Here is a 22,469-nt window from a genome sequence, read left to right on the forward strand (position 1 = left end):
CCTGATTGTCGCGCTGATCTCACCCTGATTGTCGCGCTATAGTCAGCCGGTCCTTGGCCCGGTCCCAGCGCCTCTGGCCGCCGCCGTGCAGATCGAGCCAGTATTCGTAATGCAGCGCTTCGGGCGGCGCGTACCATTGGGTGTGGTGATGCGGCCGCAGCATCAGTTGCACATCTTCAAATCCCATGTAGCTGCCCCGCCAGTCGGGGGCGAAATCGCCGGCGCTCTTGTAACATTCGGGTCGGCCGGTGGGCGCAAAGGTCTGCTGGCTGGAGAGATGCGCCTTGCCGATGAAATGCGTGGCATATCCGGCCTTGCCAAAGGTGCCGCCGAGGCCCGCCGCGGCCAGCGCCTCGTCCAGGTCGCGGCCATTGTCACGCACGCCGTGGCTGTAGGGTAGCTTGCCGGTCAGAATCGATGCCCGCGCCGCCTGACACATGGGATGCGGGGTGATGCATCTGGAAAACCGCACCCCGGCCCGGCCGATCCGGTCAAGGTTGGGGGTGCGGACGCCGCGCCCCTCCGCGCCGATGCAATCGCCACGCTGCTGATCGGTCGAGATCAGGATGACATTGGGTTTTCGCGTCATGACAGGGCTCCTTGCGTCGGTCTTGGCATCGGGCCTGGGCAGGCTTTGCCGTGAGTTCAGGTTAAACATATTATGAAAGATGTACAATTCCAAAAATATAATGTACGAAATGTCAGAAGAGAGAGGAGCTTCAGAAATGATTCGTACTTTTGGCATTGCGGCAACCCTGACCGCTGGTCTGATCGGCGCGGCGCAGGCGCAGACCGTGCTTGATGTGGTTGCCTGGAAGGGCAATGAGGCCGAGCCCGCGGGGCTGCCCGGGCTGATCGAGAAATTCGAGGCCGCGCACCCCGATATCGAGGTCGAGCTGACTTATGTGGCGCGCAAGGATGTGGACAAGGTGATCCCGCCGCGTCTGCAAGGCGGCAATCCGCCGGATGTGACGATGGTCGACAGCGCGCTGGTCGATCTCTGGGGCGGGGCGGGATTTCTGACCGATCTGGGCACCGACAGCCCCTGGTATGACCGCATGGTGCCAGCGGTGCGCGAGGTGATGACAAGCGACGGGCAGATCCTTGTCTATCCGCTGGAAGTCATCGGCATGGGCAATTTCGTCAACATGGACCTCTTGGCCAAGGTGGGGATCGAGACCGCGCCGGTCACCCTCCAGGCGCTGAAAGCCGCCTGCCGGACGCTGGCGGAAGAGGGGATCGCGCCGATGATCTTTGCCGGCGGCTTTCCCGCCATGCTGTTTGTCGGCGCAAACGGCATCGATCCCAAGGGCATCTCGCCAGCGGAATACGGCACGGGCGCGCGGATGTTCGTGGAGGACGCCAATTTCAATGCGTCGCTGGATTCGGTGCGCGATCTTGTGGCCGCCGAGTGTTTCGACCCCGCGCTTCAGGCCGGGCTGGACCCCTGGGCCACCGCGCCGCAGGAGTTTCGGGCCGGCAATGTGGCGATCCTGCCGCAGGGCGCATGGAACATCGGCAACTTCTCCGATGTCGAAGGTCTGACCTATCAGTTCGCGCCGATGCCGTCGGCCTTTTCCGATCACGGCCTGGCGCTCGATCTGGTGGGGCCGGGCTGGGCCATTCCGCGCGACGCCGAACATCCCGAGGCCGCGCGTGCCTGGATCGATTTCTTCGCCGAAGAGGAAAACCTGCGCGTGTTCCTCGAGGCCGAGGGCGCCTACAGCCCCTATGTCGGCGGCCGCGACACGATGCCGGACCTGGCAGCCCCCTATACCGCCGCCCGGGCCGCAGGCAGCCTGATCCTCTGGCCGTTCTCGACGCTGGCCTTTCCCAAGCCGCTGCAATCGGAGTGGGAAGACAGCATCACCGGCTTCCTGCTGAACATCGACAAGCCCAACGAGGACACGTTGCAGCGTTGGGATGACGTGGTCGAAGACAATCTCTGACCCATGGGTGGCCCGGCGCAACCATGCTGGGCCACCACCACCATCAACAGTGCAGGAGGGGGCCATGCGGGCGCGACACTCACTTTACCTTTTCACCATACCGGCGCTGCTGGTGATCGGGCTGTTCTTTGTCCACCCGATCATTCTGACCTTCGACATGAGCCTGACCAACTTCAAGGGCATCGGCGAGGCCAAGGAGGTGGGCTGGCGCAACTACGAACGCATCTTCGGCCGTGACCGCTACCTCCGCGAAATCTGGCTGACGCTTTGGTATACGGTGATCGTGGTCTCGGCGCTGACCGTGACGGGGCTGTTCTTTGCCGCCATGCTGCACCGGTTGCCGCTGATCCGCAATTTCAGCCGCGCCGCGCTTTATACCCCGGCGATGATGTCTTTTGTCGTGGTGGGGTATGTCTGGCAGTTCCTCTATTCGCCCCTGAACGGCGGCATCAACGTGGCGCTGCGCGATCTGGGGCTTGGCGGCTGGGAGCAAAACTGGCTGGGCGATCTGGCGCTGGCGCTCTATTCCGTGGCCTTCACCCAGGTCTGGATGTTCACCGGCTTCACCTGTGCCATCTTTCTGGCCGGCTTTGCCGGCATTCCCGAAGAGATCAACGAAGCCGGGCGGCTCGAGGGCGCATCCTCATGGCAGCGCTTTCGCTATCTCGAGCTGCCGCTGCTGGGGCCGTCGATCACCGTCTCGGTGATGCTGACAACCATCGGCACGCTCAAGACCTTCGAACTGCCGTTCATCCTGACCAAGGGCGGGCCGGATGGTGCCACTCGGCTGTTGTCCATCGACATCATCGACAACCTCTTTGGCCAGTACAAGTTCGGCTTTGCCAGCGCGCTGTCGATCGTCATGCTGGTGATCGTGCTGGCGGTGGCCTTCCTTCAGAACAAGATCCTGCGGGATCGGGAGCACGCGCAATGAGCATGACAGATGTACACAGCGCGCCGCGCGCAAACCATGGTGCGGACTGGGACCAAATCCGGCGCCGGGCGAAATCCATCCTCGTGCATGGTATCGTGCTGGCCCTTGTCGGTCTTATGCTGCTGCCGCTGGTCTACATGGTGATGATGTCCTTCAAGACCTCGACCGAGATCGCGCAGGACCCGCTGGGCCTGCCTGACAGCCTTTACTGGGGCAATTACATGGCGGCGCTCAGCTCGATGGGCTATCTTCGGTCGGTGCTGAACTCCCTGGGCATCACGCTTTCGGTGATCGTCGTGGTGGTCTTTGCCGGCGCCATGGCCGCCTATCCGCTGGCACGCCTGGAAAACCGCATCAGCCGCGTGATCGTCATGGTCATGGCGCTGGGGCTGGCGACGCCGAATTTTGTCACCATCACCCCGATCTACGTGATCTTCCGCGATCTCGGGCTTCTCGACAGCTATCTCGGCATCGTGCTGGCCTTTGCCGCGCTGAAACTGCCGCTGGCGGTGTTTTTCTACACCAGCTTCATCGCCGCCATTCCGATCGAGCTGGAAGAGGCCGCGCGGCTCGACAATTGCAATAACTGGCAGATCTTCTGGCACGTGATCCGGCCCTTGCTGGCGCCGGTGACGGCCACCCTGTCGCTTTTCGTGATGATCATGGTGTGGAACGATTTCATCTATCCGCTGCTGCTGCTGACCGACAAGGACAAGCTGACGGTGATGATCGCGGTCTACAAGTTCGTCGGCAACACCGGGATAGACCCGACCAAGCTGTTTCCGGCCGCAGTCCTCGGTTCGCTGCCGCTGCTGATCATGTTCGCCCTGTTCCAACGCAAGATCATGGCCGGGGCCACGGCGGGAGCGGTGAAATGAACCTCGACGGCAAGCATATCATCGTCACCGGCGCGGGGGCGGGCATCGGGCTGGGCATTGCCCGGGCCTGCCGGGCGGCGGGCGCCGAGGTGACCGGCTTCGACTGGAAGACCGACGGCGCCGGCAGGCTCGCAGAGATCGGCGCGCGTTTCATGCAGGTCGATGTCACCGACCTCGACGGGTTCGAGGCTGCGATAGCCGCGGCCCATGCCCGTGAAGGCCGGCTCGACGGCATGGTCAACAACGCCGGTGTCACCATCAAGGTGCCATTCCTCGACATGACCCGCGCGCAGATGGAAACGCTCTGGACGGTCAACCAGCGTTCGGTGCTGGTCGGCTGTCAGGCGGCGGGGCGGATCATGACCGGGGCCGGGGGCGGGGCCATCGTCAACCTGTCTTCGGTCCACGCCCGCGCCACCAACCCCGGGCATGAGGCCTATGCCGCCACCAAGGCCGCCATCGCCGCGATGACCCGCGCCATGGCCTGGTCGCTGGGCCCGAAGGGCGTGCGCGTCAATGCGATCTGCCCGGCGCTGGTGCGCACCGAGATCGTCGATGCGGCGATGCAAGACCCGAACCAGGCGGCGCAGTTCCGGCGCTACAACCCCGAAGGCACCGTCACCACGGTGGACGAGATCGGTGCGCTGGCGGTGTTCCTGCTGTCGGATGCGGGCGCGGCGCTGAACGGGTCTGAGGTGATGGCCGACCGCGCCATGTCGGCGCTTCTGGATGTATTCGATGCGAGGAGGGATTGAGATGGCCGAACTGGCGCTCAACAACGCGATCAAGCGCTACGGCGCGACACAGGTCATCCACGGGGTGGATTTGCAGGTCGAGGATGGCGATTTCTGCGTCTTTGTCGGCCCTTCGGGCTGTGGCAAGTCCACGCTCTTGCGGATGATCGCCGGGCTCGAGGACACCACCGAGGGCCGCATGACCATCGGCACCCGCGATGTCACCCATGCCGATCCGGCCCGGCGCGGCGTTTCCATGGTGTTTCAGACCTATGCGCTCTATCCGCATATGACGGTGCGGGAGAACATGAGCTTCGGGCTCAAGATCGGCGGCACGCCCAAGGCAGAGATCACCCGCAAGGTCGATGAAGCGGCGCAGATTCTCAAGCTGACCGACTATATGGACCGCAGGCCCAAGGCGCTTTCCGGCGGCCAGCGCCAGCGGGTCGCCATCGGCCGTGCCATCGTGCGCCAGCCCGATGTGTTTCTGTTCGACGAACCCCTGTCGAACCTCGATGCGGAACTGCGCGTGGAAATGCGGGTCGAGATCGCCAAGCTGCACAAGCAATTGGGCGCGACGATGATCTATGTCACCCATGATCAGGTCGAGGCGATGACAATGGCCGACAAGATCGTGGTGCTGCGCGCTGGGCGGATCGAACAGGCCGGGCCGCCGGCCCGGCTTTACGAAGACCCCGACAATCTCTTTGTGGCGGGGTTCATCGGATCGCCGCGGATGAATTTCTTTGAGGGCGTGGTGGAGCGGACCGAGAGCGGCCAGGCGCTGGTCTCCTTGCCATGTCTTGGCGGCGTGGCCGTGCCGGTCGCCGTCACAGCGGCGTTGCGGCCGGGGCAGGCGGTGAAAATCGGCCTGCGGCCCGAGCATTTCGAGCCCGGCGGCCAGATACAGGTCGATCTGAACATCGAGGTGATCGAGAATCTTGGCGGCGTGTCTTATGCCTATGCGGCCGGCGCGCAGGACACCCATCCGGTGATCGTCGAGATGCGCGGCACGTCCAGGCCGACCGAGGGCGGCGCGCTGACCATGGGCTTCGATCCCGCCGTCGCCCTGCTGTTCGACAGCGAGACCGGGCTGCGCCTGCGCTAGCCTGCCGGTCTCAGCCCGGCCAGTGCGCGCGGTAGGGCGCCGTGCCGGGCACCGCCATCTCCACCGCGAACAGCCCGCCGGCCTGGGGGTTGGCGGCTTTCTCGGCCGCACTCATGCTGAAGGTGCCGGTGGTGATGTAGAGCGTGCGCAGATCGCTGCCGCCAAAGCAGCAATTGGTGACGATTTCACAGGGCAGGTCGATCCGGGCCGTGATCTCGCCGTCGGGTGTCAGGCCCAGCACCTGGCCGCGGTCGCAGATCGCCACCCAAAGGGTGCCCCGCGCATCCACCGCCATGCCATCCGGTTTGCCGGTGAGCGCGTCAAAGGCGCACAGGACACGCCAGACGCCGTTTTCCAGCACATGCATCACACCCGGCACGCTGTCGACAAAGTAGAGCCGGCTGCCGTCCGGGCTCCACCCGAGGCCGTTCGAGATCGACGTGCCCGTCATCATCGCGCGCGGCCGGCCGGCGTCATAGCGATAGAGGCTGCCGGTCGGGCCTCTGGCGCCCTCGGACATGCTGCCCACCCACAGCGCCCCGTCCGGCCCGGCGATCATGTCGTTCAGCCGGTTTCCCCGGCTCTCGGGTTCGGGATCATGCAGGAGGGCAATCTCGCCCGTCGCCGGATCGACCCGGCCCAGCCCGCGGGCCGTGGCGATCAGCAGGCCGTCATTCTGGTCCAGCGCCAGGGCGCTGATCAGCCAGGGCAGGGCGATGCGCCTGGCGCGACCGGTGGCCGGTTCGTAGCAATGCAATGCCTCGCCCGAGATGTCGACCCACCACAGGCAACCTCGCGTGACGTCCCAAAGCGCGCCTTCGCCGCATCCGGCCTTGGCCGCGTCCACGCATCTGGGTACGGGCATTCCGATATCCTTCTTGAAATAATGTACGAAAAGTTATACTTCATGCGTAAACTGGCGAAAAGCCTTGGCGTCAAATTTTCCTCGATCTGCGGATTCTCATGAGCAACACCGGTCCCATAGCAATTGCCGCAGAAAAGGAGGGCACCGGCACGTCCTCTTCCTCGATCTACGACGCGATCCGGCACGACATCCTGTCAGGCGCGCTGGAGGCGAATGCGCGCCTCAAGGTGTCCGAACTGGCCAGAACGCACAACACCTCGACCAACCCGGTGCGCGAAGCGCTGCAACAGCTGCGGGGGGAAGGGCTGGTGCTGATCACGCCGAACCAGGGCGCGCGGGTGCGGCCGATCGACATGGAGTTCGTGCGCGACGTGGCCGAGGTCGGCTATCAGCTCGAGCCCTATCTGCTGCGGTTCTTCGTCGAAACCGCCAGCGCCGAGGACATCGCCGAGCTCCAGCGCATCCAGTCCGAGATCGAGGCGCTGAACTTTTCCGACAAGGCGCGGCATACCGAACTCAACCATCAGTTTCACGAAACGATGTATGACCGGCATTACAACCGCGTCGCCTTTGGCGTCTGGAGGCAGCATCGCGAAATCCTCGGCTCGATCAGCACGCGGATCCCGATCGCCATTGGCCGGCAGGAGGCGATCATCACCGAACACCGGGCCCTGATCGCGGCGATCAAGGCGCAGGATGTGGCGGCAGCGGTGACCGTGCTGGATCAGCACATTCAGGATGCCGGGCGCCATGTGGTGGACCAACTGCGCATCGCCGAGGCCCGGGCGTCGCACAGACGTATCGGGTGACGGTGCGCTCATCCGCGCGGCGGGCCGGAATGCACCTGCCAGCGCTGCGGTAAATGGCCGGCGGCGCTGTCGCAATCGCGGCCCGGCACGCAGGCATCAGCGCCAGCTCAGCGGGCGCCCGGCACCTCCTGCTGTCGCGCCGCGGTGCCGGCGCAGGTCGAGGCGCGGGCGATGACCTCGCTTTTGTAGACGATGTTCTGCACCGGGCCGGTGTCGGCCTCGAGCCGGGCGCGGATCCTGTCCCAGACGGCTTTGGCGACGGCATCGACCGGTTGCGCCACGGTGGTGACGGGCACCCGGCGGGCGGTCATCCAGAGCGAGTCGTGAAAGCCCGCCAGCATGATGTCGTCCGGCGGCTCGATCGCCCGCGTCGCAAAGGCCGACAGCGCCGCGAGGGTCATCACGTTGGTCAGCCCGATCAGCGCGCAGGGCCGGGGTTGGGCGTCAAGCCAGTGTCCCAGCGCCGCGGCCGCGGGCTCCGGCGCGGGGCCGGCGATCAGCGACGAGACGGTGACGCCCCGGGCCTCGGCCGAGCGGCTCTCGATCCCGCGCATCCGTTCCTTCTGGGTGAAGATCAAATCGCTCGAGGCCAGCATCAGAAGTGACGTGGCGCCGCGCCCGATCAGATGGTCTGCCACCGCCCGCCCGGCGGCAAAATCGTCGATGGTAACGGTGTCATATTGCGACAGCGCCGGGTTGACGCGGTCGACGGCGACCACCGGCACCTCGGGATGTTCTTTCTCGAGCAGCGCCGGTACGGTGTCGATGCAGGGCACGATGATCAGGCCGCTGGGCCGCCAACCCATCAGTGCGCGCAGCCGCTCGCGTTCGATCCTCGGGTCGTCGCGCGAGCAAGAGACAATCACCTGAAATCCGGCCTCCTCCGCCAGCGCCTCGATCAGCGAGATGAACCGGTTGAGAAACAGGTCTTCGAGGCTGGGCACCAGCACGGCGATGATATTGGTGCGCCGCGAGCGAAGCTGCGCGGCCATCCGGTCGACGGTATAGCCCAGCCGGTCCGCCGCCTTGCGCACCTTGTCGGCCGAGGCCGGGTTTACCCGCTTTTTCCCCGAGAAGACATGTGAAACAGTTGCCGTCGAGACGCCCGCCTCGCGCGCCACATCCTTGATCGATGGCTTTTTCACTGCGGACCTCATTTCCCCGAGATGCTTGATATATAATCGATTAACCAGAATCCCGGAAATCGGCAAGGAAAATGCGACTTTGGTGGCGGTTTTTCGGAGCTTTTCAGAAGGAAATGTGTTTGGAGTAAAGATTTATTATGATTATTTACAGAATGATAGATCGACAATCTCTGCTTGACGGCAAGAATTTCGGTTTCGCCAGCTTGACAGTTAAACGATTAACTGCAAGCTTGCCGCCACATCCCGACAACTCGGGAGAGGGGTTCGGCAAGGGGAGGGACCGATGCGGCGACCAGCCAATGGCAGCCTGTTTGTGATCAGCGTGATGGCAAGTTTCGCCTGGGTCGCGGCCTGGGCCTGGATCACCCGGAGCGAGGGGCCGGTGTCCTCGCTGTTCCTGGCGTCGCCGGGCGATGTGCTCGACCGCTTCGCCCGCATGTGGGTCAAGCCCTATATCGGCAGCACTCTGCTCGGCCATGTCTTCAGCTCGCTGTCGATCGTGCTGGCCGGCTGGGCGCTTGGCGGCGTGATCGGCGTGCCTCTGGGCATTGCCATGGCCTGGTGGCCGCGGGTCAAATGGATCGTCTTTCCGATCTTTCAGCTCGTCCGGCCGGTGCCGCCATTGGCCTGGATTCCGCTGACCCTGGTCTGGATGGGCATTGGCGAGCCGGCGCGGATCTTCGTGGTCTTCATCGCCGCCCTTGTGCCCTGGCTGATGAACTCGATGCAGGCCGTCGGTTCGGTCGATCCGCTGCTGATCAACGCCGGCCGCACGCTGGGCGCCAGCGACCGCCGGATTCTGACGCGGATCGTCTGCCGCACGGCGCTTCCGACACTGATCGCCGGGGCACGGATCGCGCTTGGCAATGCCTGGACAACGCTGGTCGCGGCCGAGCTGCTCGCGGCGACCGCCGGGCTTGGCTACGTGGCGCTCAATGCCTCGCGGATGCTCGACACCGATGTGCTGGTGGTGGCGATGCTGCTGATCGGCCTGCTCGGCGTGCTGCTCTCGGTCCTCATGCAACTGGCCACCCGGGTGCTCGCCCCGTGGTCTCTGCCGCAGAAGAAGGGGTGAGCAAGATGCCTGCCACAAAATCCATCAGACCTGTCCTGCCACGGCCGCTGGCCTATGGCGCCGGTTCGCTGGCCTTGCTGGGGGCGCTCTGGGTGCTCACCACCAGCGGTCTCGGTTGGGTCGGCCCCGAGGTGCTGCCGTCGCCCGCCGCCGTCTTCGCCCGCTTTGGCAGCCTGATCGCCACGCCCTTTGCCGGCGCCGATCTCTGGGGCCACATCCTCGCCTCGCTCGAGCGCTGGTCCTACGGCGTGCTGCTGGCGATTGTCTTCGGCGTGCCGATCGGTGTCTTCTTTGCCTGGGCGCCGTGGTTTCGTGCCGTCGTCAACCCGCTGTTCGAGACCCTGCGTTACATTCCGCCGTTCGCCTGGGTGCCGATTGCCATCCTGTGGTTCGGCGCCTCGACCACGACCCAGGCGATGGTGGTCTTCATCGCGGCCTTTCCAGCCTGCGTGATCAATGCCCAGCTTGGTGTGCAGCAGGTCAACGGCATCCTGGTCCAGGCCGCCCGGGTGTTTGGTGCCGGCCCGGCGCAGACCCTGCACCGCGTTGTCGTGCCGGTGGCCACGCCCAGCATCTTTACCGGCATCCGCATCGCCATCAGCAACGGCTGGATGGCGCTTGTCGGGGCAGAGCTGGTGGTGGGCAAGACCGGTCTCGGCTTTCTCATCGCGCAGGGCCAGCAGAACGACTCCGTCTCGACGATCTTCGTCGGCATCATCTCGATCGGCGCCCTCGGTATGCTGATCGACCTGCTGGTGCAGCGCTCGGAACTTCGCCTCATGCCGTGGAGACAGAGATGAACGCCCCCAGACCCGATTTTTCAAGGAACCGCCCGATGACCGACACGCCCAAGCTCGAACTGCGCAACATCACCAAATGGTACGGCCCCGAAGGCAAGGGCGTTCTGGCGGTCGACGATTGCTCTGTCTCGGTGCGCAAGGGCGAATTCGTCTGCGTCGTCGGCCCCTCGGGCTGTGGGAAATCCACCCTGATGACGGTGGGCGCCGGGTTGGAAGCGGCGACGCGCGGCGAGATCTTGATCGATGGTGAGCCGGCCGGCAAGCCCGGGCCACGGCGCAGCGTGGTGTTTCAGAAATTCGCGCTCTTTCCGTCAGAGACGGTGGCCCAGAACATCAAGTTCGGGTTGCAGATGACCCAGGTGCCGCGCGACGAACAGGAGCGGCGCTTGCAGCAGCAGCTCGAGATCATGGGGCTGACCCAATTCCGCGACAGCTATCCCAGCCAGTTGTCGGGCGGCATGCAGCAACGGGTGGCGATTGCCCGCGCGCTGGCGATGCAGCCCGAAATCCTGCTGATGGACGAACCCTTCGGCGCGCTCGATGCCCAGACCCGGACGCTGTTGCAGGAAGAGGTGCAGCGGCTCAGCCACCAGATGAATTATACCGTGCTCTTCATCACCCATTCAGTGGAAGAGGCGGTCTATCTCAGCGACCGGGTGATCGTGATGTCGCGCCGTCCCGGGCGCATCAAGAAGGAAATTCACCTGCCGCGCGATGTGGTCTGGAAACGCGGCGATATCGAACAGGCCGCCGAACACCCCGAATTCATCGAGGCCCGCCGCGAGATCTGGTCGCTCGTGCGCGAGGAAATCATGGCGGCCTGAGCCGTCGAACGACCAACAGGAGGATACCCCCATGACTTTCAAACGAATGCAGCGCCTTGTCGCTGGCGTGGCACTGGTGGCGTTGACCGCCGGCGGCGCGCTGGCGGAGACCCGGCTCAACCTCAACAGCCAACCCAACGAGGCCGGTTATCCGATGTGGCTGGCCGATCATCTGGGCCTGTTCGCCGATCACGGGCTGACGGTCGAGACCACTTATTTCCCCAATGGCGGCGCGGCGTTGGCCTCTGGTGTTTCGGGCGGCTGGCAGGCCGGCTGGACCGGCGGGCCGCCGGCGATCTCGGGCTGGGACAAGTTCAAGCTGATCTCTTTCGGCACGATGCAGAAGGAGAGCCGCAATCTCAAGCTGGTGATGCGCAAGGATGCCATGGCGGGCATGACCCCGGCCGAGGCGCTGGCGCAAGTGCGCATCGGCACCGTTCCGAATTCGACCTGGAGCCAGGTGCTCTTTGCCTGCGCCGATCATCTGGGTGTCGCACATGGCGATCTGGAAATCGTGCCGCTCGATCCGCCGGTGACGCGCCAGTCCTTGCGCAATGGCGAGGTCGGCGCCGGCACCACCGCCGCCTCGGCCGATTTCGACATTGTGATGGACAAGGCGCAGTTCGAGGTGATCTGCGACGGTGAAATTGCCGGAACCTCGGTGATCGCGCCCTGGATCGTCACCAGCCGGTTCTGGCAGGACGATCCCGAGGCGGCGGCGAAATTCGTCGATGCGGTCTACAAGGCCAATGAATTCATCCGAGACAATCCGGACAAGGCGGTCGACCTCGCGCTTCAATATTACGCCGACACCGGCATCGAGGGCGACAAGGAAACCGCCGCCTATGCCTTCAGCCTGCGCGATTTCCAGACCCTCGACGAAGCCATCGCCGACATGCAGTCGGGCGCCACGATCGACACGCTGATCGCCGGGGCCAAAGTGCTGGTGGCGGCGGGCGCCTATGACGATGTGCCCGATCTCGAATCCATGCAGCCGGTCGCGCTCGAGGTGCTGATGGCTGCCAAGTCCCTGCGAAACTAAGGCCTCAGGCCCAACCAAGGAAAGACATGATGAGCATCACGAGCGATACGGTGACCGAAGATTTCAAGGGCCAGATCGGCCGGACCTACCGGGACTCGACCCCCTGGTGGCCCGAGGTCAAGCGGGCCCGGCCTGACAGTCCCAATGTCCTCGTGATCCTCTTCGACGATCTCGGGTTCGGCAGCCTCGGCTGTTATGGGGGTGACGCCGAAACGCCCAATATCGACCGGCTGGCCAGGGGCGGGCTGAGGTACAACAATTTCCACACCACGGCCCTCTGTTCGCCCACCCGGGCCTCTCTCCTGACGGGCCGGGATCACCACGCTGTCGGCATGTCGATCATCGCCAATGCCGACAGCGGCTTTCCCAGCAAGCGCGGCGCGATCCGGCACAATGCCGGAACCATCGCCGACATGCTGGCGGGCGAGGGTTACAATTCTTATGCGGTCGGCAAATGGCATCTGGCGCCCGCCGATCAGATGTCGGCGGTCGGCCCCTTCGATCACTGGCCGCTGGGCCGCGGCTTCAACAAGTTCTACGGCTTTCTCGAGGCGCTGACCGATCAGTTCCGCCCCGCTTTGGTGCGCGACAACCAGCATGTCGCGCCGCCGCGCACCCCCGAAAAGGGGTATACGTTGAACGCGGACCTGGCCGACAATGCCTGCACCTTTCTCACCGATCACGTGTCGCTGGCGCCGGACAAGCCATTTTTCATGTATTACGCGCTTGGCGCGATGCATTCGCCGCATCAGGCGCCGAAAGACTACCTCGACAAGTACAAGGGCCGTTTCGACGAAGGTTGGGATGTGGCCCGCGAACGCCGGCTGAAACGGCAGATCGAAATGGGTATCGTGCCCGAGGGCACCAAGCCGGTGCCGCGCAACGACGGCGTCGAGCCCTGGGATAGCCTGAGCGACGATCAGAAGCGGCTCTATTGCAAGTTCGAGGAGGCCTATGCCGCCTTTCTTGATCACGCCGACGCCGAGCTGGGCCGGGTCTTCGACCATCTCGAGAAACTGGGCAAGCTCGATGACACGATGATCTTTCTGATGTCGGACAATGGCGCCAGCCAGGAAGGCCAGATCCACGGCTCGACCAGCACCACGTTCTACGAGAACATGGATGCCGAGAGCTTTGACTACAATCTCGAGCGGATCGATCAGATCGGCACCATGTATGCCAAGAACAACTATCCGATCGGCTGGGCCCAGGTCGAGAACACGCCGTTGCGCCGCTACAAGCAGAACACCCATGCCGGCGGGGTGCAGGACCCGCTGATCGTGCATTGGCCCAAGGGCCTCAAGACGCCCGGCGTGCGCGGCCAGTTTCACCACGTGATGGATATCGTGCCGACCATCCTCGGCGTGCTGGGCGCCGAGGCCCCGGCCGAGATCAAGGGCATTCCACAGATGAACATCCACGGCACCAGCATGAAGTATTCCTTCGACGATGCCGCCACGCCGACCCGCAAATCGGCGCAGATCTTCGAGATGTTTGGCCACCGCGCGATCTGGCACGACGGCTGGAAGGCGGTGGCCTATCACCGCCGCTATTCCGATTACGACGAGGATCAATGGGAGCTCTACCATGTCGCCGAGGATTTCTCGGAAAGCACCGATCTGGCGCGGCAGGAACCGGAGCGGCTGCAAAAGCTGATCGAGCTGTGGTGGGCCGAGGCCGGGCGCTACGACGTGCTGCCATTGGATGACAGGGGCTTTGCCGAACGCCGCGCCATGTCGCGCCCGCGCGCGGAATCGCCGCGCATCCAGCAGGAATTCACCTTCTATCCGGGCATGACCAATATCCCCGGCGGCGCCGCGCCCTTTACCATGGATCGCTCTTACGAGCTGGCGGCGCGCGTCCGGGTGCCCGAGGGCGCCGAGGGCGTCATTGCCGCCTGCGGCGGGCTCTGTGGCGGCTATACGCTGTACGTCAAGGACGGCCGCATCGTGCATGCCTACAACTACTACCAGCAGATGTTCGAGGTCGGCGCCGATGTGCCGAAGGGCGGCGACTGGATCGACGTGCTCTACAAGTTCGACAAGACCGGGGTGCGGCAGGGCGCGGGCCGGCTGCTGATCAACGGGGCCGAAGTGGCGCGGATCACCCTGCCGGAAACCTATCGCTATTTCATGGACTGGGAGGGATTCAGCCTCGGGCGCGATTCCGGATCGCCGGTCAGCCCGGTTTACGAGGGCAGGCAGGGCTTTGCCTTTACCGGAGAGATCGACCGCCTCCGCATCACGCTGGGCGATGATATCGCAGGGCCCGGCGATTACGAAGGCGAGGATTGAGGCGCGGTGCAAGGACAGGACAGGCGGATGACACGCTCACTTGACGGAAAGACAATCGCCATCACCGGCGCGGCCTCTGGCGTCGGGCTGGCCTCGGGCGGGGCCGGGGCCAGCCCGCTGATTAAGCAACTGCTCGCCGATGCCACCGGGATCGCCACCGCCGAGCCGGCCACCTCGGAACCGGTGCTTCTGGGCAGCGCGATGCTCGGCGCGGTGGCTTCTGGCCGTTTTGACACGCTGATGACGGCGATGGCGGCTATGTCGCGCATCGCCCGGCGGTTCGACCCGGCGCAGGGCCGGATCCGGGCGCTGCACGATCGGCGATATCGCCGCTTCACCGCCTTGCAGGCGGCGGCCGGCGCCGGTGCGGAGGGCGCCGCGTGAGCCGGGACATCCTGATCGGCCTCGACGCCGGCACCTCGGTGATCAAGGCGGTGGCCTTCGATCTGGCCGGGCGCCAATTGGCGGTCGCGGGAACGCGCAACCAATACCGCAGCGGCGGCGATGGCGCCGTCGAGCAGGACATGACCCGGACCTGGCAACAGGCGGCGCGGATGCTGCGCCAATTGTCCGAGACGATCCCCGATCTGGCGGGCCGCGCGCTGGCCATGGGCGTCACCGGACAGGGCGACGGCACCTGGCTGATCGACGGGCAGGGCGCGCCGCTGGGGCCGGCGATGCTCTGGCTGGACGCGCGCGCCCGGGAGGACGCCCGCGCCATCACCGAAGGCGCGGGGCATGACACGATCTACCGCGCCACGGCAACAGGGGTGAACCTCTGCCAGATGCGGGCGCAGCTGCGCTGGCTGCAACGGACCGATCCGGCGCGGCTCGGCGCCGCGCGCCATGCGCTGCATTGCAAGGAGTGGCTGTATCATCGCCTGACCGGCGCGCTTGTCGCCGATGTCAGCGAGGCGGTGCTGAACTTTGGCGATATCCGCAGCCGCGCCTACAGCGATGCGGTGATCTCGGCGCTGGCGCTTGACGGGCTGCGGCATCTGCTACCGCCGATTGTCGATGGCAGTGAGACCGCGCATTCGCTGGAGGCCGCTGCGGCGGCCGAGATCGGGTTGCCCGAGGGCCTTCCGGTCTGCCTCGGCTACATGGACATCGTGACCTCGGGGATCGCTTCGGGGCTGTGTGACCCGCATACCCGGCCGGGGCTGTCGATCCTCGGTTCGACCGGGGTGCACACCCGGTTTGCCGCCGGCGCCGATGAGATCGTGCTAAACCCGGACCGGACCGGTTATACCGTGGCGCTGGCCGGCGACGCCTTTGGCCAGGTGCAGACCAACATGGCGGCGGCGATCAACATCGACTGGATCGCCGGCATCGCGCGCGATGTGCTGAACGCCGGCGGTCGGCCGGGAGACAGCGCCGAGATCCTCGCCGGCTTTGACGAACTGGTCGCCGGCGCGCGGCCGGGCGCGGTCACCTATCATCCCTACATCGCGACGACGGGTGAACGCGGGCCGTTCTCCGATCCCTGCGCTAGGGCCAGCTTTACCGGGCTCGACCGCAGCGTCGGCTGGGCCGAGCTGCTGCGCGGCGTCTATGAGGGGCTGGCGATGGCGGCGCGCGATTGTTACGCCGCCATGGGCGAGACGCCGGCAGAGATCCGGGTGGCCGGTGGCGCGGCGCGCTCGGCGCAACTGGTGCATATCCTCGCCGCGACACTGAACCGCCCGGTGCGCGCGGTGGCGCGGGATGAGGCCGGCGCCGCCGGGGCGGCGATGATCGCGGCGGTGCAATCGGGGGTCTTCGTCTCGCTGGCCGAGGCCGATGCCGCCTGGGTCCGGCCGCTGCTGCGCGCGCCGGTGCCGCCCGATCCCGATCTCGGCCCGCTGTACGACAGGCTTTACCTGGCCTTCCGGGAGGGGCGGGCCCTCATGCGGCCGCTTTGGCACAGCCAGGCCAGAAACAGCCAATCCAGCACAAGGAAACACATCACATGACGACGCAAGTGGCGATCATCGGCGACCGGTTCATGCTGTCGGAGACCTTCGAAGAGCACATCCTGTCGGCCTGCGGCGACCGGGTTTCGGTGCGCCGAATGGATTACGACTGGCCAGACGCGCCGCTGGAACAGGGCTATCAGGGCTCGCGCATCGCGGGCATCCTCGAATTTCAGGGCGACCCCGACGAGGTGGTTGCCCATATCGGCAGCGCAGAGGTGGCGGTAATCCATCACGCGCCGCTTTCGGCCGCGATGATCGCGGCGCTGCCGGGGCTGAAACTGGTGGCGGTCAGTCGTGGCGGGCCGGTCAATGTCGACATGAAGGCGGCCCGGGCGCGCGGCATCACCGTGGTCAACACCCCCGGCCGCAACGCCAGCGCGGTGGCCGAATTCACCATTGCCGGCATGCTGGCCGAGCTGCGCAATCTGGCGCGTGGCCACGAGGCGCTGCGCCAGGGCGACTACCGGACCGACCTGTATCGCGCCGCCGTCACCGGCGACGAACTTTGCGACATGACCGTCGGGGTCATTGGCTACGGCGAGATCGGCAAGCGGGTGGTCACCCTGCTGCGCGCCTTCGGTTGCCGTATCCTGGTCTGCGATCCCTATGTCCAGCTCACCGCTGCGGATGTGAACGCCGGCGTGGAGATGGTGGCCCTGGAAAGGCTTCTGGCCGAGGCCGACGTGGTCTCGCTGCATCCACGGGTGACCGAGGAAACCACCGGCATGATCAATGCCGAGACCCTGGCCGCGATGAAACCCGGCAGCACGCTGATCAACACCGCCCGCGGCCCGCTTGTCGACTACGACGCCCTGATCGCGGCGCTGCAAAGCGGTCATCTTCGCGGCGCCATGCTCGAGACCTTTCCGATCGAGCCGGTGCCGCTGGATTCGCCGCTGCTGACCCTGCCCAATGTCACCCTGACCCCGCATATCGCCGGCGCCTCGCTGCGCACCGTGCGCACCGCGGCAAGCAAGGCCGCCGAGGAAGTGCGGCGCTGGCTTGGCGGCGAACCTCCCCTGAATCCCTGTTGAGAGAGACCGATGCAAGATATCGAAACCACCCTCCGCCAATCGCTTGTCGACGCCTGCCAGAGCCTGGGCCGGCTGGGGCTGTCGCAAGGCACGTCGGGCAATATCTCGGTCCGGTGCGGCGACAGCATGCTGATTTCTCCCTCGGCCACGCCCTATGAGGAGATGACCGCCGAGCTGATCGCCGAAATGCCGCTGGACCGCAGCGACGGTACATGGTCGGGGCCGCTCAAACCCTCGACGGAATGGCGCTTTCACCTCGATGTGCTGCAATCGCGGCCGGATGTGAACGCCGTGGTGCATGGCCATCCGACCTATTGCACGGCGCTGGCCATCGCCCGCAAGCCGATCCCGCGCTGTCACTACATGGTGGCGGCCTTTGGCGGCGACGACGTGCGCTGCGCCGGCTATGCGCGCTTCGGCAGCGCCGAGCTGTCGCGGCTGGTCATGGCGGCGATGCAGGACCGGACGGCCTGTCTGATGGCCAACCACGGGGCGCTTGCCGTCGGGGCCGATCTGCCCAAGGCGCTCTGGCGCGCGGTCGAGCTCGAGACGATCGCCAGGCAGTATTACCTGACGCTGGCAATTGGTGGGCCGGTGCTGCTGAGCGAACAGGAGATCGCCGAGACCCACGCGGCCTTTGGCGGCTACGGGCGTCCGGACGGCGACTGACCGGGCGGCGCGGCCTGGACACCGCCGTGCCGGGCCCGGACCGCAGGGGAGGGGCAAGTGCCGGTCGGCCCGCCGGATCAAGCGATGAGGCGACATCGGGCGGCCAGGGCGCGCTGTGCGGGCCCTGGATCGCCGGATTCGACAGCGGTGTTCCGAATGTCGTCTCTCCGGTTTATCGCCGTCTTCAGGCCCGCACCGGCTTGCCCGAGAGCTTGCCCGCCGCGACCAGCGATTGCACCTCGGTCATGATGACGTCGTGCACCACCTTGGTGGCCGGCGCCAGATCCCGGACCGGCCGGTGGCAGAGCGAATGCACCCGCGAAACGCCGGGCTCGGTCACCAGCCGCGCCGAGACCTGGCCCGAGGCGATCCGGTCCAGCCAATGGGTCATCGGCACGATGCTGGCCACCATGCCGCGTTCGACCATGGCATCGATCACGTTGATGCTGCCGGTTTGGTATTTCACGTTCAGCGTCACGCCGATGCTGCCGGCGGCCTCCTCGATGCGACGGCGCAGGTCGTGGCTGCGGAACGGCAGCACAAGCGGATGTTCGGCCGCTTCCGACAGCCGGATCGTGCGGGCCGGGGCGCGTGGCGTGGCCTTGGTGAGAAAGTGAAAGCTTTCCTCGAACAGCGGCCGTGAACGGAGCTGCGGGAATTCCGTTGCGGCGTTCGGCATGACGGCCAGATCGGCCTCTTCGTTCAGCAGGGCCTGGCCGGCGCGTTCCGAAGGGAAATCGACGATATGCAGTGAGATGCCGGGATATTCCTGCTCCAGCCGCGGATAAAGCTCGGTCGCGAGGGTGGGGGCGAGCGAGGAAATGACGGCCACCACCACCTTGCCGGTCACATCTTCCGCTTCGGTGTGGATCGCCTGCCGGATCGCCTCCATCCGCCGGATCAGCTCGGCCGCCTCCTGCCGCAGCTTCTCGCCCGCGCGCGTCAGCGTCACACCGCGCGAATGGCGCTGGAAAAGCTGCGCATCCAGCTCATGCTCGAGCTGCGACATCTGCTTGCTGAGCGCCGGTTGCGCGATCCCCAGCTCCCGTGCCGCACCCGACATCGTGCCGTGACGACAGATGGCGAGAAATTGTCTGAGAAGGCGAGGGCGCATGGCGGGCTATAACCAGTTTGGCATACCTAACATAAGTAACTAATATTTCCGTGTCTATGAAGGCTGTTTTATGGTGTTTCCATTCGACACTGTCGAACTTTGGGAGGACACATGAAAACGCTCGTCACCACCGCCGCCGCGGTGTTTCTTTCCGCATCCGCCGCCATCGCCGACTGGGCGCCGACCGGGCCGGTCAAGGTCCTGATCGGCTTTGCCGCCGGCGGCGGCGCGGATTCGCTCGCCCGCCTGATCGCCGAGGACATCGAGGCCGAATACGGCTGGACGCTGATCCCCGAGAACCTGCCGGGTTCGGGCGGGGCGGTCATGGCCCGCGCCGTCAAGGACGCCGCGCCGGACGGTCAGACCATCGGCGTCGGCATCACCGACACCTTTGCCTATGGGGTTCTGGCCGCGCGCGATCCCGGCTATACCACCGGCGATTTCACCTACCTCAGCACCATCGCCGGCACCCAGATGGGCATCGTCGCCAAATCCGAGCGCGGCTGGACCACGATGTCGGAGGTGATCGAGGCCGCCAGATCGGGCGCGAGTATTTCCTTTGGCACCATGACCCCGCGCCTTGCCGATGCGGCGTACTACATCGGCAAGGTCAATAACGTCGAGTTCAACATCGTCTCGGGCTACAAGGGGGGCCGTGCGGTGCTGAACGCGATCACCGCCGATGACGTGGATATCGGCTGGGTCGCCGGCCCGCAGAAGGCCGGGGTCGAATCCGGCGATCTGCGCAATCTCGCCAATGGCGAGGATCAGCCGTTGGCCGTTTCGCCCGACGCGCAGGAGCTGAGCGAGATCGGGGTCGATTTTGCCTTTGGCGCCACCTTCGTGGCCATTGCCCCGGCGGGTCTCTCCGAGGCGGCGCAAGGCGCCTTGTCAGAGGCCATCGCCACCGTGATCGGCTCCGAGGGCACCAAGTCCAACGCCTTCATCACCCGGGTCTTTGCCTTGAAGGTGAAAACCGGCGAGGCGGCGCGCGGCTTTGTCGAACAGGAGCTGGCCGACGCCGAAGCCCTGCTTGACGCCACCGCAGAATAAGCCATCGCAGCCAGACCGGGAGCATCGCCATGACACCTAGAGGACACCTCCGCAACCTCGCGGTCGCCCTGACGGGCTGCGGCTTTGCCCTGCTGGCGCTGGCCGTCTGGATCCCGCTCGACGTCGACACCGGCGTGATCGACGTCTGGCGCCGCAATGTGCGGATCGGCGATGCCATGCTGCCGGTGTTCTCGGCGGCGGGCATGGCGCTGGCGGGGGCGGTGATCGGGGTGCGCAGCCTGCTGCGCGATGCCGAACCGGCGGCCGGCCGCATCGATCCGCGCTTTCTTGCTTGGCTCGCCGCCACCCTGGCGGCGGGGCTGGCGCTGATGCTGCTGACCGGGCCGATCCTGGCCTGGATCGTCACCGGCGGCGAGACCCCGTACCGGGTGCTGCGCGCCACGGCGCCGTGGAAATACCTGGGCTTCGCGCTGGGCGGCACGGTGATGACCTTCGGCCTCATCGCGCTTTCGCAGCATCGCCCAAGCTGGCGATTGGCCGCCTTGGCCTTCGTCGCGACGCTGGTGATCGCGCTGCTTTATGACCTGCCGTTCGACAATCTTCTGCTGCCGCCGAACGGTGATTTCTGATGGGTGTGTTCGACTATATCCTCGCCGGGGTCTTCGAGGCCTTCACCGCCAACCCGGCCCTGGTGCTCGGACCGCTTGTCCTGTCGTGGCCGGTGATCCTCGTGGCGCTGGGCTTTTTCACCGGCGTGCTGATCGGCGCGACGCCGGGGCTCTCCGGGCCTTTCGTCATGGCTCTGGCGCTGCCGATCCTGATCTCGATCTTCGGCTTCACCCCGGATGCGCTTCTGCCGGTGCTGGGCTTTCTCGTCGGCGTCATGAAGGGCGCGACGCTGGGCGGCGCGGTGCCGGCGATCCTGTTCAACACGCCGGGCACGCCCGATGCCTTCATGACCACGCTCGACGGCCACCCGATGGCCAGAAACGGCCAGGGCGGCAAGGCGCTGCGGGTGGCGCATTTCGCCTCGGTCAGCGGCGACAGCTTTTCCGATATCGTGCTCTTTGTCTGCGCGCCCTTCCTGGCGATCAGCATCGAGGCCTTTCTCGGCCTGCCCGAAAAGGCCGCGCTGATGATCCTGTCGCTCTCCTTTGTCGCCGTGGTGGTGGGCAAGGACACCTGGAAAGGCCTGCTGGCCGCCTGTTTCGGGCTCTTCGTGGCGTCGATCGGCACCGGCACCGACAGTTATCCGCGGCTGTCGCTGGGCAGCGACGTACTGGCGCCGGGCCTGCCGACCATCGCGGTGGTGATCGGCGTGCTCGTGGTGGGCGAGATCCTTGTCTCGCTGCAAGAGATGTACCTGTCGAAACGCGCCCGCCGGGCGGCAGCCGAACAGCTCGCGCCGGGTGACAGCGCGCTGAGCCTTGCCGAGCGCCGCAGGCTCTTGCCCTTCATCGGCGTCTCGATGAGCATCGGCACGATGATCGGCGCGCTGCCCGGAATCGGCACGACGCTGGCCGCCGCCATGGGCTATACCGCCGGCCGCAAGATGCACCGCGGCACGCCCGCTTTCGGCCAGGGCGCGCCGGAGGGGATTGCCGCCACCGAGGCCGCCAATTCCGCCGTCTCGGGCGCCAACCTGATCCCGGCGCTGTCGCTCGGCATTCCCGGCAATGTCGCCGCCGTCTTCATTATCCTCGCCGCCGACACCATCGGCGGGTTCAATCCCGGGCCCGCAGTATTCCGCTTTTCCGCCGAGGAGGTGAACCCCGAACTGGTGGTGGCCTTTGCACTCTTTACGCTGATGGTGGTGGCCAATCTGCTGAACTGGCTGACCGGCGCATGGTTCATGCGGCTGCTGGGCGGGCTGATCCGCATTCCCAAGCAGGTGCTCCTGCCGATCGTGCTGCTGCTGACGCTTACCTCGGTCTATGTCGAAGGCAGCGCGATGAGCGATGTCTACATCCTGCTGGGCTTTGGCGTCCTCGGCTACCTGATGCGCCAGTCCGGGGTGCCGATCCTGCCCTTCGTCATCGCCTATATCCTCGCAGGCCCGCTGGAAACCGCGATCCGAAACGCCTTCGAGGCATCGGGCAGCGACCCCTGGTTCCTGTTTTCCAGCCCCGTTTCGCTGCTGTTCCTGGCCCTGTCCGCCGCCATCGTGCTGGGCGCCGGCTGGCTGCGCGGTACGCCAACCCCCGATTGCTGATCCCCCGTTAG

At 65.6% G+C, this 22,469-nt stretch carries 22 protein-coding genes; 18 read left to right on the top strand and 4 right to left on the bottom strand.

Annotated features, from left to right (window positions below):
* Positions 1-19: 19 nt before the first annotated feature.
* Positions 20-589: a sulfatase-like hydrolase/transferase gene (locus PVW49_RS17775; protein ID WP_274591192.1), complete on the bottom strand. Its 570-nt coding sequence runs from the start codon at positions 587-589 to the stop codon at positions 20-22.
* 136 nt (positions 590-725) lie between these two features.
* Here PVW49_RS17775 and PVW49_RS17780 point away from each other — a divergent pair, with 136 nt between their 5' ends.
* From PVW49_RS17780 to PVW49_RS17800, 5 genes are all read left to right on the top strand, one after another.
* A complete protein-coding gene (locus PVW49_RS17780; RefSeq protein ID WP_274591193.1) occupies positions 726-1,949 on the top strand; it encodes an ABC transporter substrate-binding protein in 1,224 nt (407 codons plus the stop codon).
* Positions 1,950-2,013: 64 nt separating this feature from the next.
* On the top strand, positions 2,014-2,883 hold the full coding sequence (locus PVW49_RS17785) for a carbohydrate ABC transporter permease (RefSeq protein ID WP_274591194.1): 870 nt from the start codon (positions 2,014-2,016) through the stop codon (positions 2,881-2,883).
* Positions 2,880-3,761 carry a carbohydrate ABC transporter permease gene (locus PVW49_RS17790; protein WP_211568850.1) on the top strand — a complete coding sequence of 294 codons (882 nt, stop codon included), beginning with the start codon at positions 2,880-2,882 and terminating at the stop codon, positions 3,759-3,761. The genes PVW49_RS17785 and PVW49_RS17790 overlap by 4 nt, the downstream gene beginning before the upstream one ends.
* The gene (locus PVW49_RS17795; RefSeq protein WP_274591195.1) at positions 3,758-4,516 is read left to right on the top strand and encodes an SDR family NAD(P)-dependent oxidoreductase; all 759 of its coding nucleotides are present in this window, start codon (positions 3,758-3,760) and stop codon (positions 4,514-4,516) included. The genes PVW49_RS17790 and PVW49_RS17795 overlap by 4 nt, the downstream gene beginning before the upstream one ends.
* A 1-nt stretch (position 4,517) precedes the next feature.
* Positions 4,518-5,603: an ABC transporter ATP-binding protein gene (locus PVW49_RS17800; RefSeq protein ID WP_274591196.1), complete on the top strand. Its 1,086-nt coding sequence runs from the start codon at positions 4,518-4,520 to the stop codon at positions 5,601-5,603.
* Positions 5,604-5,613: 10 nt separating this feature from the next.
* Here the strand turns inward: PVW49_RS17800 and PVW49_RS17805 are convergent, their stop codons facing one another.
* Positions 5,614-6,468, bottom strand: a complete 855-nt coding sequence (locus tag PVW49_RS17805) for an SMP-30/gluconolactonase/LRE family protein (RefSeq protein ID WP_274591197.1) — start codon at positions 6,466-6,468, stop codon at positions 5,614-5,616.
* Between the two features lie 98 nt (positions 6,469-6,566).
* Here PVW49_RS17805 and PVW49_RS17810 point away from each other — a divergent pair, with 98 nt between their 5' ends.
* Entirely contained in the window at positions 6,567-7,277 is a 711-nt protein-coding gene (locus PVW49_RS17810; protein WP_274591198.1) for a GntR family transcriptional regulator, read from the top strand.
* 107 nt (positions 7,278-7,384) lie between these two features.
* On the opposite strand, the gene PVW49_RS17815 is transcribed toward PVW49_RS17810, so the two are convergent.
* Positions 7,385-8,422 carry a LacI family DNA-binding transcriptional regulator gene (locus tag PVW49_RS17815; protein ID WP_274591199.1) on the bottom strand — a complete coding sequence of 346 codons (1,038 nt, stop codon included), beginning with the start codon at positions 8,420-8,422 and terminating at the stop codon, positions 7,385-7,387.
* Between the two features lie 283 nt (positions 8,423-8,705).
* Here PVW49_RS17815 and PVW49_RS17820 point away from each other — a divergent pair, with 283 nt between their 5' ends.
* Genes PVW49_RS17820 through PVW49_RS17860 form a run of 9 tightly spaced genes read left to right on the top strand, consistent with a single transcriptional unit; the run spans position 8,706 to position 18,118 of the window.
* Complete coding sequence (locus tag PVW49_RS17820; RefSeq protein ID WP_274591200.1) at positions 8,706-9,497, top strand: ABC transporter permease; 792 nt, start codon at positions 8,706-8,708, stop codon at positions 9,495-9,497.
* A gap of 5 nt (positions 9,498-9,502) precedes the next feature.
* Positions 9,503-10,297 (top strand): ABC transporter permease, encoded by a 795-nt coding sequence (locus tag PVW49_RS17825; RefSeq protein ID WP_274591201.1) that lies wholly within the window; start codon positions 9,503-9,505, stop codon positions 10,295-10,297.
* A gap of 35 nt (positions 10,298-10,332) precedes the next feature.
* Positions 10,333-11,121: an ABC transporter ATP-binding protein gene (locus tag PVW49_RS17830; RefSeq protein WP_048530960.1), complete on the top strand. Its 789-nt coding sequence runs from the start codon at positions 10,333-10,335 to the stop codon at positions 11,119-11,121.
* Between the two features lie 31 nt (positions 11,122-11,152).
* The gene (locus tag PVW49_RS17835) at positions 11,153-12,163 is read left to right on the top strand and encodes an ABC transporter substrate-binding protein (protein WP_274591202.1); all 1,011 of its coding nucleotides are present in this window, start codon (positions 11,153-11,155) and stop codon (positions 12,161-12,163) included.
* Between the two features lie 29 nt (positions 12,164-12,192).
* Complete coding sequence (locus PVW49_RS17840; protein WP_274591203.1) at positions 12,193-14,457, top strand: arylsulfatase; 2,265 nt, start codon at positions 12,193-12,195, stop codon at positions 14,455-14,457.
* A gap of 27 nt (positions 14,458-14,484) precedes the next feature.
* On the top strand, positions 14,485-14,841 hold the full coding sequence (locus PVW49_RS17845; protein WP_274591204.1) for an FGGY-family carbohydrate kinase: 357 nt from the start codon (positions 14,485-14,487) through the stop codon (positions 14,839-14,841).
* The gene (locus PVW49_RS17850; protein WP_274591205.1) at positions 14,838-16,412 is read left to right on the top strand and encodes an FGGY-family carbohydrate kinase; all 1,575 of its coding nucleotides are present in this window, start codon (positions 14,838-14,840) and stop codon (positions 16,410-16,412) included. Before PVW49_RS17845 ends, PVW49_RS17850 begins: the two co-directional genes overlap by 4 nt.
* A complete protein-coding gene (locus PVW49_RS17855) occupies positions 16,409-17,449 on the top strand; it encodes a 2-hydroxyacid dehydrogenase (RefSeq protein ID WP_048530969.1) in 1,041 nt (346 codons plus the stop codon). The genes PVW49_RS17850 and PVW49_RS17855 overlap by 4 nt, the downstream gene beginning before the upstream one ends.
* Positions 17,450-17,458: 9 nt before the next feature.
* Positions 17,459-18,118, top strand: coding sequence for a class II aldolase/adducin family protein (locus PVW49_RS17860; RefSeq protein ID WP_274591206.1), 660 nt, complete (start codon positions 17,459-17,461; stop codon positions 18,116-18,118).
* Between the two features lie 184 nt (positions 18,119-18,302).
* Here PVW49_RS17860 and PVW49_RS17865 read toward each other — a convergent pair whose 3' ends face one another.
* Positions 18,303-19,232: a LysR family transcriptional regulator gene (locus tag PVW49_RS17865; protein WP_074835108.1), complete on the bottom strand. Its 930-nt coding sequence runs from the start codon at positions 19,230-19,232 to the stop codon at positions 18,303-18,305.
* Positions 19,233-19,343: 111 nt separating this feature from the next.
* Here PVW49_RS17865 and PVW49_RS17870 point away from each other — a divergent pair, with 111 nt between their 5' ends.
* Genes PVW49_RS17870 through PVW49_RS17880 form a run of 3 tightly spaced genes read left to right on the top strand, consistent with a single transcriptional unit; the run spans position 19,344 to position 22,458 of the window.
* Positions 19,344-20,285, top strand: a complete 942-nt coding sequence (locus PVW49_RS17870; protein ID WP_074835106.1) for a tripartite tricarboxylate transporter substrate binding protein — start codon at positions 19,344-19,346, stop codon at positions 20,283-20,285.
* Positions 20,286-20,314: 29 nt separating this feature from the next.
* On the top strand, positions 20,315-20,875 hold the full coding sequence (locus PVW49_RS17875) for a hypothetical protein (RefSeq protein WP_074835104.1): 561 nt from the start codon (positions 20,315-20,317) through the stop codon (positions 20,873-20,875).
* Positions 20,875-22,458 carry a tripartite tricarboxylate transporter permease gene (locus tag PVW49_RS17880; RefSeq protein WP_083415939.1) on the top strand — a complete coding sequence of 528 codons (1,584 nt, stop codon included), beginning with the start codon at positions 20,875-20,877 and terminating at the stop codon, positions 22,456-22,458. Before PVW49_RS17875 ends, PVW49_RS17880 begins: the two co-directional genes overlap by 1 nt.
* Positions 22,459-22,469: the final 11 nt, after the last annotated feature.

The organism is Marinovum sp. PR37 (assembly GCF_028807375.1).
Classification (GTDB): domain Bacteria; phylum Pseudomonadota; class Alphaproteobacteria; order Rhodobacterales; family Rhodobacteraceae; genus Marinovum; species Marinovum algicola.